Annotated in this window: 10 protein-coding genes; 9 read left to right on the top strand and 1 reads right to left on the bottom strand. The window is 51.8% G+C overall.

All coding sequences use genetic code 11. The features are described 5' to 3' along the window. Nucleotides 1-184 precede the first annotated feature (184 nt). The 9 genes from PLA01S_RS08640 (at nucleotide 185) to PLA01S_RS08600 (ending at nucleotide 14,119) form a co-directional block, all read left to right on the top strand. Nucleotides 185-2,431: a helix-turn-helix domain-containing protein gene (locus PLA01S_RS08640; RefSeq protein ID WP_127591623.1), complete on the top strand. Its 2,247-nt coding sequence runs from the start codon at nucleotides 185-187 to the stop codon at nucleotides 2,429-2,431. Between the two features lie 264 nt (nucleotides 2,432-2,695). Next, complete coding sequence (locus PLA01S_RS08635; protein WP_371860407.1) at nucleotides 2,696-3,667, top strand: ABC transporter permease; 972 nt, start codon at nucleotides 2,696-2,698, stop codon at nucleotides 3,665-3,667. Between the two features lie 10 nt (nucleotides 3,668-3,677). Further along, on the top strand, nucleotides 3,678-4,574 hold the full coding sequence (locus PLA01S_RS08630) for a carbohydrate ABC transporter permease (RefSeq protein WP_100538546.1): 897 nt from the start codon (nucleotides 3,678-3,680) through the stop codon (nucleotides 4,572-4,574). A gap of 138 nt (nucleotides 4,575-4,712) precedes the next feature. Beyond that, a complete protein-coding gene (locus tag PLA01S_RS08625) occupies nucleotides 4,713-6,341 on the top strand; it encodes an ABC transporter substrate-binding protein (protein WP_127591619.1) in 1,629 nt (542 codons plus the stop codon). Nucleotides 6,342-6,361: 20 nt separating this feature from the next. Beyond that, entirely contained in the window at nucleotides 6,362-7,786 is a 1,425-nt protein-coding gene (locus PLA01S_RS08620) for an alpha-L-fucosidase (protein WP_127591618.1), read from the top strand. A gap of 191 nt (nucleotides 7,787-7,977) precedes the next feature. Then, nucleotides 7,978-9,642, top strand: a complete 1,665-nt coding sequence (locus PLA01S_RS08615; RefSeq protein WP_127591616.1) for a DUF4091 domain-containing protein — start codon at nucleotides 7,978-7,980, stop codon at nucleotides 9,640-9,642. Between the two features lie 374 nt (nucleotides 9,643-10,016). Continuing rightward, nucleotides 10,017-11,471: an aminotransferase-like domain-containing protein gene (locus PLA01S_RS08610; protein ID WP_127591614.1), complete on the top strand. Its 1,455-nt coding sequence runs from the start codon at nucleotides 10,017-10,019 to the stop codon at nucleotides 11,469-11,471. A gap of 518 nt (nucleotides 11,472-11,989) precedes the next feature. Continuing rightward, a complete protein-coding gene (locus PLA01S_RS08605; RefSeq protein ID WP_127591611.1) occupies nucleotides 11,990-12,907 on the top strand; it encodes a D-alanine--D-alanine ligase in 918 nt (305 codons plus the stop codon). A 6-nt stretch (nucleotides 12,908-12,913) separates the two neighbouring features. Next, a complete protein-coding gene (locus tag PLA01S_RS08600; protein WP_127591609.1) occupies nucleotides 12,914-14,119 on the top strand; it encodes an aminotransferase class I/II-fold pyridoxal phosphate-dependent enzyme in 1,206 nt (401 codons plus the stop codon). On the opposite strand, the gene PLA01S_RS08595 is transcribed toward PLA01S_RS08600, so the two are convergent. Further along, nucleotides 14,105-15,010, bottom strand: a complete 906-nt coding sequence (locus tag PLA01S_RS08595; protein ID WP_127591607.1) for a helix-turn-helix transcriptional regulator — start codon at nucleotides 15,008-15,010, stop codon at nucleotides 14,105-14,107. The two genes, PLA01S_RS08600 and PLA01S_RS08595, sit on opposite strands and share 15 nt — an antisense overlap. Nucleotides 15,011-15,081: the final 71 nt, after the last annotated feature.

The following is a 15,081-nucleotide window of genomic DNA, read 5'->3' as shown; positions in this document are numbered from 1 at the left end:
CTTAAGACAAAGGATAATTACCATAGGTTAAGGCGGTGTAAATGCTATGGAAGTCGTGAGGCTTTAGACTTGTTTTTCTTCCGCGCTCCAAAAAAGTGTTGGTAAACCCCGCGCATTCTTCTATGATGAAATTACTTCAAATCGGCGATGAGATAAGGAATTAGTTCGCTTTAGGGGGGTGCCTATGGGAAGAAAAGCATGGTTTTACCGTCAGCTTTTATCGTATATGCCGGTCTTCTTTATCGTGATTTCCTTTGTGTTTTTTGTATTTTTCCAGATGCTTGGGGAACAGTCTCGGCTAGGTGCGATTCAGGCCAATGAGACGATGATTCATCAGGCGATGCGTTCGGTGGACAACTCGCTGAAGGCCATCGATCAGATGCTCGTGCAGGAATTGCTGTTCAACCCCGATATGTCGGGATTTTTCAATCATGAGGATCAGGACAACGTCTATTTGAACATGCAGGCCGTAAAGGCCATGAAGCAGTTCAAGGTGTCCAATCCGCTTGTCGATTCCATGGTGCTCGTGCGGACCCAGGATGAGTTCGTCCTGACTACTTCGTCCTCGTTCAACTTGCAGGATTATGCGGATTATGACTTTCTCAAGCCTTATTTGGGCCAGGTCAATAGTGAAGCAAAGTGGAGTGCTATGCGGAATTTCCGGGAGTTCAGCTTCAACAGCATGCAGCATGTGGTAACCCTGGTACGAGATGCACCCTTCGTTACCCATGGGAAAGGTGTTATTGCCGTCAATATCAAGGTGGACGCCATACATAACATGATTCAGGGCATGGTCAATCCCGATGTTAGTTTTATTCATATGAAGGATACGCAGGGGCAGTCCATGCTCCCCGGTACCTCGATGGCAGAGAGTGGGGAGCTTGTCTCCCAGGCGGTTTCGCCTTATACCGGGTGGGTATATGAGGGAGGTCTTACCCAAGGCAGAGTGGTTGGTATCGTCAGCCAGCTGTACAATATCTGGTTTATCGTCGGCTTGCTCATGTGCGTTGCCGGGGTCGTCTGGATCGTATTGGTTACGCGCCGAAACTATAAGCCGATTGAAGCCATCGTGTCCCGGATTCATAACTATTCCCAGTCTAAAACGAGCGCGCTGATCCATAACAGTAAACAGGATGAGTTCGCATTTATCGAATCGGCACTCGAAAGTATGCTGGAACAGGCGAGCAGCTTTCAACAGCAGCATCGTGAGGATTTGCTGCTGCGCAGAGCGTATCTGTTCCAGCAGCTGATGGAGGGGCAGTACCCGTCCCATTTGGAGCAGTGGAACGAGCAGCGGGACGCCATGGGACTGCCGGACTTGTCCGAATCACAGATCGTCAATGTCATCGAAATCGATAAATATCCATTGTTCTGCGAGCAGTACCCGCAGCAGGACCAGTATTTGATCAAATTTGCCCTCAAAAGTGTCGTTCAAGAAATTGCAGCAGGGCAGGAAACGAGTGTTTGGACAGAATGGATATCCGCTTCGAAGCTGGGCGTGATGACGATGGCGGATGACCAGGACGCAGCACAGCACGTGGTCACGCTGCTTGAGCAGGCCCGCCAGTGGGTGGAGCAGCATCTGAAGCTGACCATAACCGTTGGTATGGGGGAGAAAGCGGAGCGATATACGGATATTCCGGACTCCTATGAGCAGGCACGCACCGCATTGAAATACAAAATGATCCTCGGCGAGAACCGAATCATTCATTACACCCAAGTATCCGGGGAGGAGCGGGGCCACGCCTTTGATTTCTTGAACCTGATCCGTTCGATGGCTCAATCCTTCCGGCTCGTCAACAGGGATTGGCTGGAGAAATACAATGCCCTCATCCATAACATTGGACAAAACATGCTGGATCGGGACGGCGTGGTGAACCTGGTGGATTACATGATGTACGCGCTCGGACGTGAAATGTCGTGCATGGCAAAAGAATATCAGGATTTGTGGCTGACAGAGGGGCAGCCTGCCTTACGGAACGCGCTCCAATCATCCTATACACTGGAGCAGCTGGAACAGGAGTTCGGGGAGGTTTTATCCGCTCTGTACGACAGTATGCTCGCTCTCATGGAGGGTCGAAATCATGCGGACACGATTCAGAAGGTGCGCTTGTTTATGGAGCAGAACTCGAGTAATCCGGATCTGTCTCTCAATTATTTAAGCGAACGCTTCAATATGAACTGGAAGACGCTGAGCAAGCTGTTCCGGGAGGAGACCGGCCAGAAATTCGTGGATTATTTAATTGAGCTGCGGATGAACCATGCCCGGAAGCTGCTCGAAGAGACCTTGCTGCCTGTACAAGATATCGCGACCGAAGTTGGGTATTCCAATGCCATCTCGTTTGGCCGGATGTTTAAAAAGCTGATGGGGATGTCACCGGGGGATTACCGTGAGCAAGCTGTTTTTAGGCAGCAGAAGTACGGGAACTAACCACCCTTCTGAGCCCTTCCATGCCTATATGAACCAAGTAGAGAGTCCTGCGGATGAACCGTCCCGCGGGCCTTTTTGCTGTAAGCGGAGATTGGTTTAGCGACGGAAAAAGGTTTATCGGCCTCACGGCCTGGCTGCCCTAAAATTACACCTTGCCCGCGGAAATACGTTGATTCGGAGAATCTTGTTTATTGATCGGATGCAGCCGTCCGCTCTAGACTTAGGATCAACACAAAGCGAAGGAGGGTGACCCCATTGGCTCGAATGAGCAGCGCAATCCCAGTACCTGCAGATGCACAGGCACCAACGAATCTACCACCGAACAAGCCCATGAACCGAACGAGGAAGAAGCTGATAAAGCACTGGCAGTTCTACCTGCTCGTGTTCTTCCCGTTAGTCTACATCATCCTCTTCAAATACGTTCCGATGTTCGGCGTCTTGATTGCATTCAAGGAATACAACGTCGTACAGGGGATATTCGGCAGTCCCTGGGTAGGATTCGATTATTTCCGGCAATTATTCGATGCTCCGTTCTTCTGGCAGTATGTCCGCAACACGCTTGAAATTTCCCTGTACGGCCTGCTGGTCGGTTTCCCTGCACCCATTCTGTTGGCGCTGGCACTGAATGAGATCAGGAACGGCCGCTTCAAGAAAACCGTCCAGATGGTGACATACGCGCCGTACTTCATTTCAACGGTGGTCATCGTTTCGATTCTGATCGTGAACCTCTCGCCCAACACGGGGCTGATGAGCAATCTGTTCCGGGCGCTCGGGCTTGAGACCGTTGATTTCCTTGGCGTGCCGGAACTGTTCAAGTCGATTTATGTCTGGTCCGATGTGTGGCAGTTCACCGGTTACGGCGCCATCATCTATATTGCGGCCTTGGCTGGAGTCAATCCCGATCTGTACGAGGCGGCAAGAGTGGACGGGGCAACCCGGCTTCAAAAAATCATCAATATCGATATTCCCAGCTTGTTTCCGGTCATCGTCATTTTGCTCATATTGAATCTGGGCAACCTGATGAGCCTGGGCTTTGAGAAAATTTATCTCATGCAAAACCCGCTCAATCAGAACACGTCCGAGGTCATCTCCACCTATGTGTACAAGGTCGGTCTGCTCGGAGCAAATTTCAGCTTCTCTGCCGCCATCGGCCTCTTCAATTCCATAATCAATTTCATTCTCTTGGTTATCGTCAATTACGTATCCCGAAAAGTCTCATCCACAAGTCTATGGTAGGAGGAATCGCATGAGCAGGTCAACCGTACGGGAGTCCGCTGCAGACCGGATTTTCCTTGGAATCGTGTATTTGTTTTTATCCGTCGTTCTGATCGTCATTCTGTTTCCGCTGCTGCATATTGTAAGCGCATCCTTCAGCTCCCCGGGTGCGGTGTCCTCGGGCAAAGTGTGGCTGTGGCCGGTGGATGTGACCTTGATCGGCTACAAAGCGGTGTTCCAGAATTCCAACATTCTGATCGGGTTTGGCAACTCGCTGTTCTATGCCGTTGTCGGCACGATCGTAAACGTCGCATTCACGGTGATGCTTGCCTATCCGCTCGCCCGCAAAACGTTTTACGTTCGCAACATCATTATGATGCTGCTGGTGTTCACGATGTTTTTTGACGGTGGGCTCATACCGAACTATTTGCTCGTGAAGTCGCTCGGCATGCTCGACACGCGCTGGGCCATGATTATACCGGGTGCGCTAGCTGTATTCCAGGTCATCATCGCCCGGACTTTTTTTCAGACGACGATCCCCGATGAACTGGCCGAAGCGGCGGAAATGGATGGGAGCAGCGACATTACCTTTTTCCTTAAAATCGTCCTTCCGCTTTCGAAGCCCATTCTGGCCGTGCTCGGGCTGATGTATGCCGTCGGCCATTGGAACTCCTATTTCAATGCCCTGATTTATTTGAAGGATAGCAGCCTGTTTCCGCTTCAGATCTTCCTGAGGGATATTCTGATCCTGAATTCCGTCAGCGCCGAGATGGTGACAAACGTGAATGAGCTGCTGGTCCGCGAAGGGCTGAAGGATTTGCTGAAGTATTCGCTGATCGTGGTAGCAAGCGCCCCGGTATTGATCATTTACCCGTTTGTGCAGAAGTATTTTGTCAAAGGCGTAATGATCGGGTCCTTGAAAGGGTGATTCCTATTTCGTGAAGGAGGTGAGGCCGGCACTATAGAATAGGGTATTTCCGATGTTCGGACATATAGGGGGTATATGCAAAAATACGGTTTCGCTTACGAAGTACGGGCAGGTATTCCATATTAGGGAGGAATTGATTTGAAAAGGTTCACTGGATTAGGTTTAAGTCTGGTTCTCGTGGCAGTGCTGGTTCTATCCGCTTGCGGCAAGACAAGTGAAACAGGAACTGAAGGTCCGGCAAGCCCTCCGGAGTCAGGGGCACCCGTTGAACTATCGGTATTCGCTCCTCAGTCCGCCGGCATCGAGAGCCTCGATGTCAATCCGTTCTCCAAGCATATCGAAGAGAAGCTGGGGATTACGTTCAAATGGAATACGACGCCCGACGCGGTATTCAACGACAAGAAACTGCTGATGCTGGCCAGCGGAGACTATCCGGCGCTCATTATGAATGCCGGCATATCCAAGGCGGATCAGATCAAGTATGGTATGCAAGGGGCCTTTATCCCCTTGAATGAGTTAATCGACAAGCATGCACCTAACATTAAAAAAGCGTTGGAGGAAGTCTCCTATTTAAAATCGGCGATGACCGCGCCGGACGGCAATATTTATGCGCTTCCGAAGGTGAATGAGTGCCTGCACTGTACGTATGGCCAGCGGATGTGGATCAATACAACCTGGCTTGAGAAGTTAGGTCTAGAGATGCCAACCACAACCGATGAGTTCTATGAAGTGTTGAAAGCCTTTAAGGAGCAGGATCCGAACGGCAATGGCAAGGCCGACGAAATTCCGATGACCACTTCGCTCGATGTGTGGGGAGGAGGAGTTGATGCCTTTTTGATGAATGCTTTTATATATAACAATGGCACGACTTATTTAAGCGTGAAGGATGGCAAGGTGATTTTGTCCGCGGCTGAGTCCGAGTGGAAGGAAGGTTTAAAATATCTCAACAAACTGTACAGCGAAGGACTGATCGACAAAGGAGCGTTTACCCAAAACGGCGATGCCGTCAAGCAGCTCGGCAACAAAACGGACAATGTGGTCGGCGCCGTTGGTTATGCGCTGATCAGCAGCGTGCTGGAACCAACCGATGCCAAGCCCCGCCATAAGGAATACGATGTCGTTCCCCCGCTGAAAGGACCGAATGGCGTGCAGCTTGCAGGTTATAGCGTCGGAGCAGGGGATGGATCGTTTGTCATTACGAATAAAGCGACGGAGGAGCAGCGGATCGCGGCGATCAAGCTGGCGGATTACCTGTTCTCCGAAGAAGGCACCGTGATGACCTCCTGGGGCTTTGAAGGAGAGGGATGGCGGAAGGCGGAGTCCGGTGCGCTTGATTACAATGGCGAGCCGGCCGCATACGAAGCGCTGAAGCGGGATGTGCCCGAGGGATCGCTTGACGTAACCTGGTGGCAGCTTGGAACGATGCTGATGGTGAACTCCCTCCGCGAATCCTTTGTCGCTCCGGAAGATCCGCTTGGCAACGGAGCTTATGAGTATCGCTTGTGGCTGGCTGCGAAGAAATACGAGCCTTTTGCCAAACCGGAGTTGGTGTACCCGACGGATGTGTTCATCGATCCGAAAGACGCCACCTTCATCGCGCAGATTCAGAAGACGATTCAGGATTACGTGAAATCGAATCTGGCCCAATTTGTAACCGGCAGCAAGGACATCGAGAAGGACTGGGATGCCTATGTCAGCGGATTTAAGGGACTGCAGCTGGATAAGTATCTGGAGATTCATCAGAAAGCATTAGACAACCAAGAATAGAGGTATAGGAGGTGTATCGCTTGCACAATTTCATTGAATACGCTGCCAATATTAAGCCCTCTGAACGTCAATTAGCCGTTCAGGAGATGGAGTTCTACGCATTCTTTCATTTTACCATCAATACGTTCACGGATATGGAATGGGGCACGGGAAAAGAAGATCCTGCGCTGTTCAATCCGGAGCAGCTGGATGCGGATCAGTGGGTGAGCGCTTGTGTCAGCGCCGGCATGCGCGGCTTGATTCTTACCTGCAAGCATCATGACGGCTTCTGTTTATGGCCGAGTCAATATACGGAGCACTCCGTGAAGAGCAGTCCTTGGCGAAACGGACTTGGGGACGTGGTAAAAGAGGTTGCCGATGCCTGCAGGAGAGGGGGGATCAAGTTTGGCATTTACTTATCCCCGTGGGACCGGCATGAACCGTCATATGGCGATTCGCTGAGGTATAATCAATTTTTCCTGAACCAATTAAGAGAATTGCTGACCGGCTACGGCGAGATATTCTGCGTCTGGTTTGACGGTGCCTGCGGCGAAGGCCCGAACGGCAAGCGTCAGGAATACGATTGGGAAGCGTACTATGCCCTGATTCGGGAACTGCAGCCGAATGCCGCCATCTCGGTATGCGGACCGGATATTCGCTGGTGCGGGAATGAGGCGGGGCATTGCAGGGAGTCGGAGTGGAGCGTCGTTCCCGCGTCGCTGCGCCAGAATGAAGCGATCCAGGAAAAGTCGCAGCAAACCGATGACCGGGCGTTTTCGCGCCGCTATGAATCGAGCGAAGAGGATCTCGGCAGCCGGAGCGTCATTCAGAGCGAGAGGGAGCTGGTATGGTATCCGGCCGAAGTCAATACCTCGATCCGTCCCGGCTGGTTCTATCATGCGTCCGAAGATGATAAGGTCCGATCGCTGGAGGAATTGCTGCATATTTACTACGGCTCGGTTGGCGGCAATGCCACATTTTTACTCAATATTCCGCCGGATACCCGCGGATTGGTTCATGAGTTCGATCTGCAGCGTCTGCAGGAGCTCGGGGACGCCATTCGAACAACGTTTGATACCAATTTGGCTGCCGGTGCGGATATTACGGCATCCGAGACGAAAGCCGGATCGGATGCTCGAAATATGGTCAATGGCAGCAAGAATACGTATTGGAGTCCCGAGGAGGGTACGGAATACGCCGTGATTGAGCTGGACCTCGGGCAAGCGATCGATTTCGATCATATCGTATTGGCTGAATACCGGTACGGGCAGCGGATCGAGCGCTTCGAGCTTGAATATATGGAAAATGGGAACTGGCACGCGATCCAATCCGGGACGGTGATCGGGCGCAAACGTATCTGCCGTTTTCCCGCTGTACGGGCTCAATATATCCGGCTTACCATTTTGGAATCGAGATGGTGTCCACGCCTGTCGGGCTTTGAAGTATACCGGAGCTCGAAGGATTGATGGGAGCATTCTAACATCCGGCGGATATCCTGTATGGAATTCCGGTATGGAATGCCATGATAAGGCGGCCATCGCAAAAGGGCGGTGGCTCCTTTTTATCGAAAACGTAAATTTTACCTTCCGTTCCACCCAGATTAGTGTAAGATGTACGTGAAAGTACCCCATTTCATTGTAGAGAGGATGTAACCTGCATGAGCCATTCCGTATCATTTGAGACCCGGCTGTTGAGCTCTTTGACCAAAGTATTTGCCGATGAAGAACTGTCCCAAGCCTCGTATGACAGAGGGTCTTCGTTTGGCAATGAGACGTTCTCGTTTCAAGTTGCTTACCGTTCCCATCGCTTGTTGAAAAACATCCGGGTTCATCTGCAATCCGCGTTGAGCGAACGGATTACCGTCCGTTCTGTAGGCATGGTTCCATCGGAGCTGCCCACGTATCATGATCATGACGAGTTTATCTTAAGAGCTGCTCCCGGGCTGTATCCGGACCCGTTGCTGCCTCTGGCATCAGAGTCTGTAGTAACCGGATGCCCGAACCAGTGGAGAAGTTTGTGGATTACGGTACAGCCTGAGGGTGAGATCAAGGGCGGTACATATGAAATCCGGATCCGTTTTGAAGCGGAATCGGGGGAGTCGCTTGGAGAAGAGGTATTCACACTGGAAGTGATTCCGGCAGCCTTGCCGGACCAGAAGCTGATTCATACGGAATGGTTCCATGCCGATTGCTTGGCGAACTACTACGAGGCGGGGATTTTTAGCGAACGGCATTGGACGTTGATCGGTCAATTTATGCGGACCGCCGCTCAGCATGGCATCAATATGATTCTGACCCCATTGTTTACGCCTCCACTGGATACGGAAGTGGGCGGAGAACGGCCAACGGTGCAGCTGGTAGACGTGGCTGTTACCCAGGATGGAACGTATGCGTTTGGGTTTGATAAGCTGGACCGCTGGGCAGACCTGTGTAATTCTAATGGGATTCAGTACCTGGAATTCTCGCATCTTTTCACCCAGTGGGGAGCCGGGCATGCGCCGAAGATTATCGCTAACGTGAACGGAAAGCCTGAGAAGCTGTTCGGATGGGAGACGGATGCGACCGGAGAAGCGTATCATGCCTTCATCAGACAATTCATACCGGCCCTCACCGGTTGGATTGAAAGCCGGGGACTTGAGCAGCGCTGTTATTTCCATGTATCCGATGAGCCGTCCGAGTCCCATCTGGAGGCTTACGGTCATGCAAGCCGGTTGATGAACGAGCTGCTGCCGGATTACCCGATCATTGACGCGCTCTCCGATATTTCGTTCTATGAGCAGGGGCTGGTGAAGCGTCCGATTCCGGCCAGCAATCACATTGAGCCTTTTTTGGATCAACAGGTAGCGCCACTGTGGACCTATTATTGCTGTTCCCAGTACAAGGAAGTGTCCAACCGTTTCTTCAATTTGCCTTCGGCAAGAAACCGGATCATCGGGATTCAGCTGTATAAGTTTAACATCGAGGGATTTCTCCATTGGGGTTATAACTTTTGGAATTCGCAATACTCGAAACGCGCCATTGATCCGTTCAAGGTGACGGATGCGGATTGCGGTTTTCCTTCCGGGGATGCTTTTGTGGTATACCCTGGTGAAGAAGGACCGATTGAATCCATTCGGCTGAAGGTATTCCAGGAAGCGCTTCAGGATTTGAGAGCGCTTCAACTGCTGGAGACGCAGATCGGCAGGGAGGCTGTGCTGCAGGCGCTGGAGGAAGGGCTCGAAGAGCCGATCACCTTCAAGACGTACCCGAGGGATCAGGAATGGCTGCTGTCGAAGCGGCAGTGGATCAACGATAAGATTAAGGAAAGTTTGGTTGTAAAGTAAGCGGGCCGTCGACTTATTTAGACTAATCAGGCCATTTTAGGCCGCATGAATCATCCGCAAGACTGCCCCATCTTCTTCTGAAGGTGGGGCAGTTTTTGATTTGCATAACGGCTGCCTTTTCCTTGCCGGATGGTTTCTTCCCGGATGCATACTTGCTTAGGCGAGTTCCCGTATGGTTCCATGATTAGGGAAGATGGCGTGTTTCTAAGGTATACCGATGTTAAGGGCAGACCGATCATAGAGATGAGATGTTTGGGGGTTCTGCGAACGTTTAGCCGTTACCGGGTAAACCACGCCTGAGGCGAAAGAGGCCTGTCGTGGTTCTAGTGGTATCTCCGAAAATATGCCATCATAAGAGCAAGGGGGAACGGACGATGTATTTGGATTTCAAGTTGGCGAATGACCGCCCGGCGTATATTCAAGTCAAAGATTACATGAAGCGCTTGATGACGACCGGCGCGCTGCAAGCCGATCAGAAGCTTCCCTCCACGCGTGAGCTAAGCGCGCTGTTTCGAGTGGGCCGCAATACGGTGCTGAGCGCGTACTCGGATTTGGAGGACGAAGGCTATATCTATGCGGTCAAAGGGCAGGGGCACTTTGTTACCCCATCGATCAGCGGAGCTTCGCTGCAGCCCGTTGGCAAACGGCTGGACTGGGGTCCTCGCCTGAACGAATACGCCAGGCTTGCGGAAGCGCATGATCTGATGAAGCACGGTATTCGAGCCGAGAAGGGCTCCATATCTTTTACAAGCATCGCTCCCGATGAGAAGCTGTTCGACCTGCAAAATGTCAAGCGTGCTTTCCTGGACCGGATGTCGCTTGAAGGCGATGTACTTCTAAACTATGGTTACGCCAAGGGCTATAAACCGCTTATTGATTACCTTCTCCGTTATATGGAGAACAAGGGCGTGAATATTGAGGGGAAGGATATGCTGATCACCAGCGGTTTTACGGAAGGCTTAAGTCTAGTGTTATCGGCCTTGAACAAAGGGCATGGCCGCATCCTGTGCGAGAATCCCACCCATCATACAGCCATTAAAAATTTTAAAATGCACGGGTACGCCATTACCGGCGTTGAGATGGAGCATGACGGCATCAGCCTGACGGGGCTCGCGCGCGAGCTGTCGGAGCGGACGTACGACATGGCGTACCTTGTGCCTTCCTATCATAATCCTACAGGAATCGTGATGTCCCACCAGAAGAGGCTGGAAGCGCTCCGGCTGCTGAATGAGCACGAGATTCCCGTCATCGAAGACGGGTTCAACGAAGAGCTGCGCTATTCGGGCTCGCACATCGCGCCGCTCGTTGCATGTGCTGGCGGCGAGAATAACAGCGTGATCTATTTGGGCAGCTTCTCGAAGATCCTATTTCCCGGCCTGCGAGTCGGATGGGTGCTAGCCGACAAGACCCTGATTCATTATCTGGAGAGCGTGAAACGCGCCCGCAGCATCCACACATCAACCCTGGATCAATCCCTACTCTTTCAATATTTGTACAACGGCAACTTCGAAAAATATTTAAAGAAGGCGAAGGCCGAGTACAAGCGAAAATATGAGCTTGCGATCCGCTGCTGCGAGGAGTGGATCCCGATGGAGCGGTTGTCCGGCGACGGCGGGCTTCACCTGTTCGTTGAATTCGGTCCCGAATTCCGAACCCGCGAGCTGCTGGAAGCCTGCTCCGCCCAGGGCGTGGTGTTCACGCCAGGCGACATTTTCTATACCGATGGCGGGGGCCATCACACCATGCGTCTCGGATTCTCCCGCGTCTCCGACGAGAACATCGAGAAGGGGATTCGCATCATCGGCGAGGCGGCAAGGAAGCTGGTGTAATAAAGCAGAGCAAAATAGAAGCAGCGAAAACTGGAGAAAAAGTCGGTTTTCAACTGATGAAGCGAAATGATGCTAATAAGAAATAAATTGCAAAAATGCCAGGACGTAAGCAAATGCGAAGTATGATGCTGTTTAACAGGTTGAAAGGTGTTTCAACCTGAATAAGAGATCTTCAACTTCAACGGAGAAGGCGGAATTATGCTGGAGAAGCGGAGCGTTCTCCTTTGCCGGCAGATTTCAACAACGAATATTCAAATCAATGGAAATCAGAGGGCAACAGAGATCGGAAGAATAATCCGCATGCGAAGTGCTGATTAGCATACAAGGAATGCTTCTCTGAGAAATCTTTTGACTTCAACGGAGAAGGCGGAATTATTCTGGAGAAGCGCAGCGTGCTCCTTTGCGGTCGGATTTCAACAATGAATATTCAAATCAGTGGAAATCTGAGGGCAACAGAGATCGGAAGAATAATCCGCATGCGGAGTGCTGTCATACTAAACTTTTTAGGAGGGAACATCATGAAGGTTGGCGTCATCATGGGAGGCGTATCATCCGAGCGGGAAGTTTCGCTAATGACCGGCAAAGAGATGATAGCTCATCTGGATAAAAGCCGCTACGAGGTCTATCCGATCGAGATTAACGATAAACGCGAGCTGATCAGCAAAACCGAAGGCATCGATATCGCTTTGCTCGCCCTGCACGGGCAATACGGGGAAGATGGGACGGTGCAAGGCACACTCGACTCCCTGGGCATTCCGTATACCGGAAGCGGCGTTCTCTCCAGCAGTGTCTGCATGGATAAAGACCTGAGCAAGAAGCTGCTGCGGTACGAGGAATTGAATACAGCCGATTGGATCATAGTCAACAGTATGGAGGAGCTGGCCGCCGCCGACGTGGAGGGACTTGGTTTTCCTGTCGTGGTGAAGCCGAACGCAGGCGGGTCCAGCGTTGGCACTCGGATCGTGCGTGATGCGAATGCCCTAGCTTCCGCGGTTGAAGAGGCATTGGGGTGGGACCGCTCCGTGATGATCGAGCAACTGATCGAGGGAGAAGAGATTACTTGCCCGGTCTTGAATGGCGAGATGCTCCCGATTGTGTCCATCAAGCCGAACTCCGAGTTTTTCGATTATACATCCAAATACGTAGATGGCGAAGCGGATGAGCAAGTGATTGAGCTTCCCTCCGAACTTCAGCAGCGAGTGCGCGCGGCAGCGCTTCAATGCTATAAGGCGCTGAAGTGCAGGGTGTATGCCCGGATCGATATCATCCTGAAGGACGATATTCCTTATATTTTGGAGGTCAACACGCTCCCGGGTTTAACGAAGAACAGTCTGCTGCCGAGAAGCGCGGAAGCGGCGGGTTATTCGTTCAGCGGACTTCTGGATGCCATTATTGAAACTTCATTATCGGAACGAAAAAGCGAAGGCAAGGAGTAGAAGCATATGAATACAACGAGCAGCTTTCTAACATCAACGGTGCAAGTCATGCCGCCTTCCGGCATCCGGCAATTTTTTAATGCTGCGGAAGCGGATGGTGACGTCATTTCTCTCGGCGTGGGTGAACCGGATTTTGTGACGCCCTCGTGTGCGATTGAGGCTTGCAAACGAGCTCTGGAGCATGGCCGCACGATGTATACGCCGAATGAAGGGCTAACGGAGCTAAGGGAAGGGATTGCGGAATATCTGGTTGCCGGATTCCAGCTGCAATATGATCCGACGAGCGAGATACTGGTCACGGTTGGCGGCAGCGAAGCGATTGACCTTACGCTGCGGGCGCTCATCTCGCCGGGGGATGAAATTATTATTCCCGTGCCGGGATATGTGGCGTATGCTCCTCTTGTGCAATTGAACGGAGGAACTGTCGTCGAACTGGAGCTCTCCGCAGAGCATGACTTCAAATTGACTGCGGACGCGCTGCAGAAGGTGATTACACCCCGGACGAAAGCGATCGTTGTTAACTTTCCGAGCAATCCGACAGGCGCCGTTATGACCTATGAGGATTGGTTTCCGATTGCACGCCTTGCGATTACGCACAATTTGGTGGTGATCTCAGACGAGATGTATGCCGAACTTACCTATGGCCGCACGCATACCAGCATTGCTTCGCTGCCTCGAATGCGGGAGCGCACCATCGTCATCGGCGGATTTTCCAAAGCTTTTGCCATGACGGGCTGGCGGGTCGGATACCTCTGCGGCGATTCCCAACTGGTGAGCGCTATGGTCAAGATTCATCAATATACTGCACTCTGTGCACCCATCATGGGGCAGATTGCGGCTCTCGAATGTTTAAGGAATGGACTCGGGGATCGGGACGTAATGAAGCGGGCTTATGATGAACGCAGAAGGATGTTTGTGCAAGGTCTGTCCGATATCGGCCTAAGCTGCCGCAATCCTCAAGGTGCTTTCTACGCGTTCCCCAGCATAACCGGAACGGGTCTGGGCTCGCAGCAGTTTGCGGAGCGATTGCTTCGGGAGGCAAAGGTCGCAGTTGTACCCGGTCATGTGTTTGGCGCCGGGGGCGAAGGCTTTATTCGCTGCTCGTATGCAACTTCGTCCGATCAATTGAGCGAAGCACTCGATCGAATGGATCGCTGGCTTAGAACGCACGCAAGTGCTGACCATGGTCTGCCCACCTTACAGAATTCTTGAGAGTTTGCGGTAATCGGTAGCGGTAATCCCCTCCAGTCTGCGGAAGATTCGGCTAAAATAATGAATATCCGGGTATCCGACCCCTTCGCCAACCGCCTCGATCGAGATGTCGGATTCCCGGAGAAGCCGACGTGCTTCCCGGTGACGAACGGATTGCACGAATTCACTTGGCGGCATCCCGGCAAAGCGTTTAAACAATTTGGCGGTATGATCCGGGCTTAACATCAAATGCTCCGCAATCACTTTGTTGCTCCAGTCTTTGGCTGGAGTTTTTTCGATTTGAGACATCAGTTCAATCAGTTTGGCATCGTGCGGTGACGTTTCCGTCAAGGCCTGGGAAGGATGCGTCCGAAGCAGTTGCACCAGCACATCCAGCATCAGCCCTTTGCAGGCAAGCTCATAGCCGGCGGGACGCAGGGTGAATTCCTCCACGATTCGTTCCATCATCTGAACGCATGGCAATGGTGGCGTGTAGATGACACGGGAAGAGAGTGGGGGAAATGCGGAGGACACCGCTTCATGCGCGAATTTATCCGTATCCAGCACGGCTTCATTCACGATCATATCCGCTTCGGTCTGTATGTCCAGCTCATCAAAGAAATCAAAATGAATCCCCAGAAACCGCGCGTCAGGATGGGAAACCACCTCATTCTGATGGTAAACACCGGACGGCAGAAAAATCAGCTGACCGGCCTCGATGCGATAGCGGTTCCCGTACATCGTTGTAGCGGCTTCCCCTTGGTATACATAGAGCAGCTCAAAATCGTATAACCTGCGCTGCGGGAGTGATCCCGTCGCCATGCGTTGAAACTGCGCATAGTGAATGCAGGGTGACCATTCGCGAAAGGGCGCTTCGCGTTGTATCGGAAAATCGAGGTCCATATCGGCCATCGTATGCTCACTCCAAAATGTTATTAAGAGATGGTAAATAGAACGGAATTGTCCAAATAATCACTTTTCTA

The sequence above is a fragment of the Paenibacillus lautus NBRC 15380 genome, from assembly GCF_004000945.1.
Taxonomy (GTDB): Bacteria; Bacillota; Bacilli; order Paenibacillales; family Paenibacillaceae; genus Paenibacillus_AQ; species Paenibacillus_AQ lautus.
This window is presented reverse-complemented; position numbering and strand designations above follow the sequence as displayed.

Excerpts from the sequence above, each read along its gene's own strand:
- PLA01S_RS08640 (WP_127591623.1), top strand. The coding sequence starts at position 185 with ATGGGAAGAAAAGCATGGTTTTACCGTCAGCTTTTATCGTATATGCCG.
- PLA01S_RS08635 (WP_371860407.1), top strand. The coding sequence starts at position 2,696 with ATGAGCAGCGCAATCCCAGTACCTGCAGATGCACAGGCACCAACGAAT.
- PLA01S_RS08630 (WP_100538546.1), top strand. The coding sequence starts at position 3,678 with ATGAGCAGGTCAACCGTACGGGAGTCCGCTGCAGACCGGATTTTCCTT.
- PLA01S_RS08615 (WP_127591616.1), top strand. The coding sequence starts at position 7,978 with ATGAGCCATTCCGTATCATTTGAGACCCGGCTGTTGAGCTCTTTGACC.
- PLA01S_RS08610 (WP_127591614.1), top strand. The coding sequence starts at position 10,017 with ATGTATTTGGATTTCAAGTTGGCGAATGACCGCCCGGCGTATATTCAA.
- PLA01S_RS08605 (WP_127591611.1), top strand. The coding sequence starts at position 11,990 with ATGAAGGTTGGCGTCATCATGGGAGGCGTATCATCCGAGCGGGAAGTT.
- PLA01S_RS08600 (WP_127591609.1), top strand. The coding sequence starts at position 12,914 with ATGAATACAACGAGCAGCTTTCTAACATCAACGGTGCAAGTCATGCCG.
- PLA01S_RS08595 (WP_127591607.1), bottom strand. The coding sequence starts at position 15,010 with ATGGCCGATATGGACCTCGATTTTCCGATACAACGCGAAGCGCCCTTT.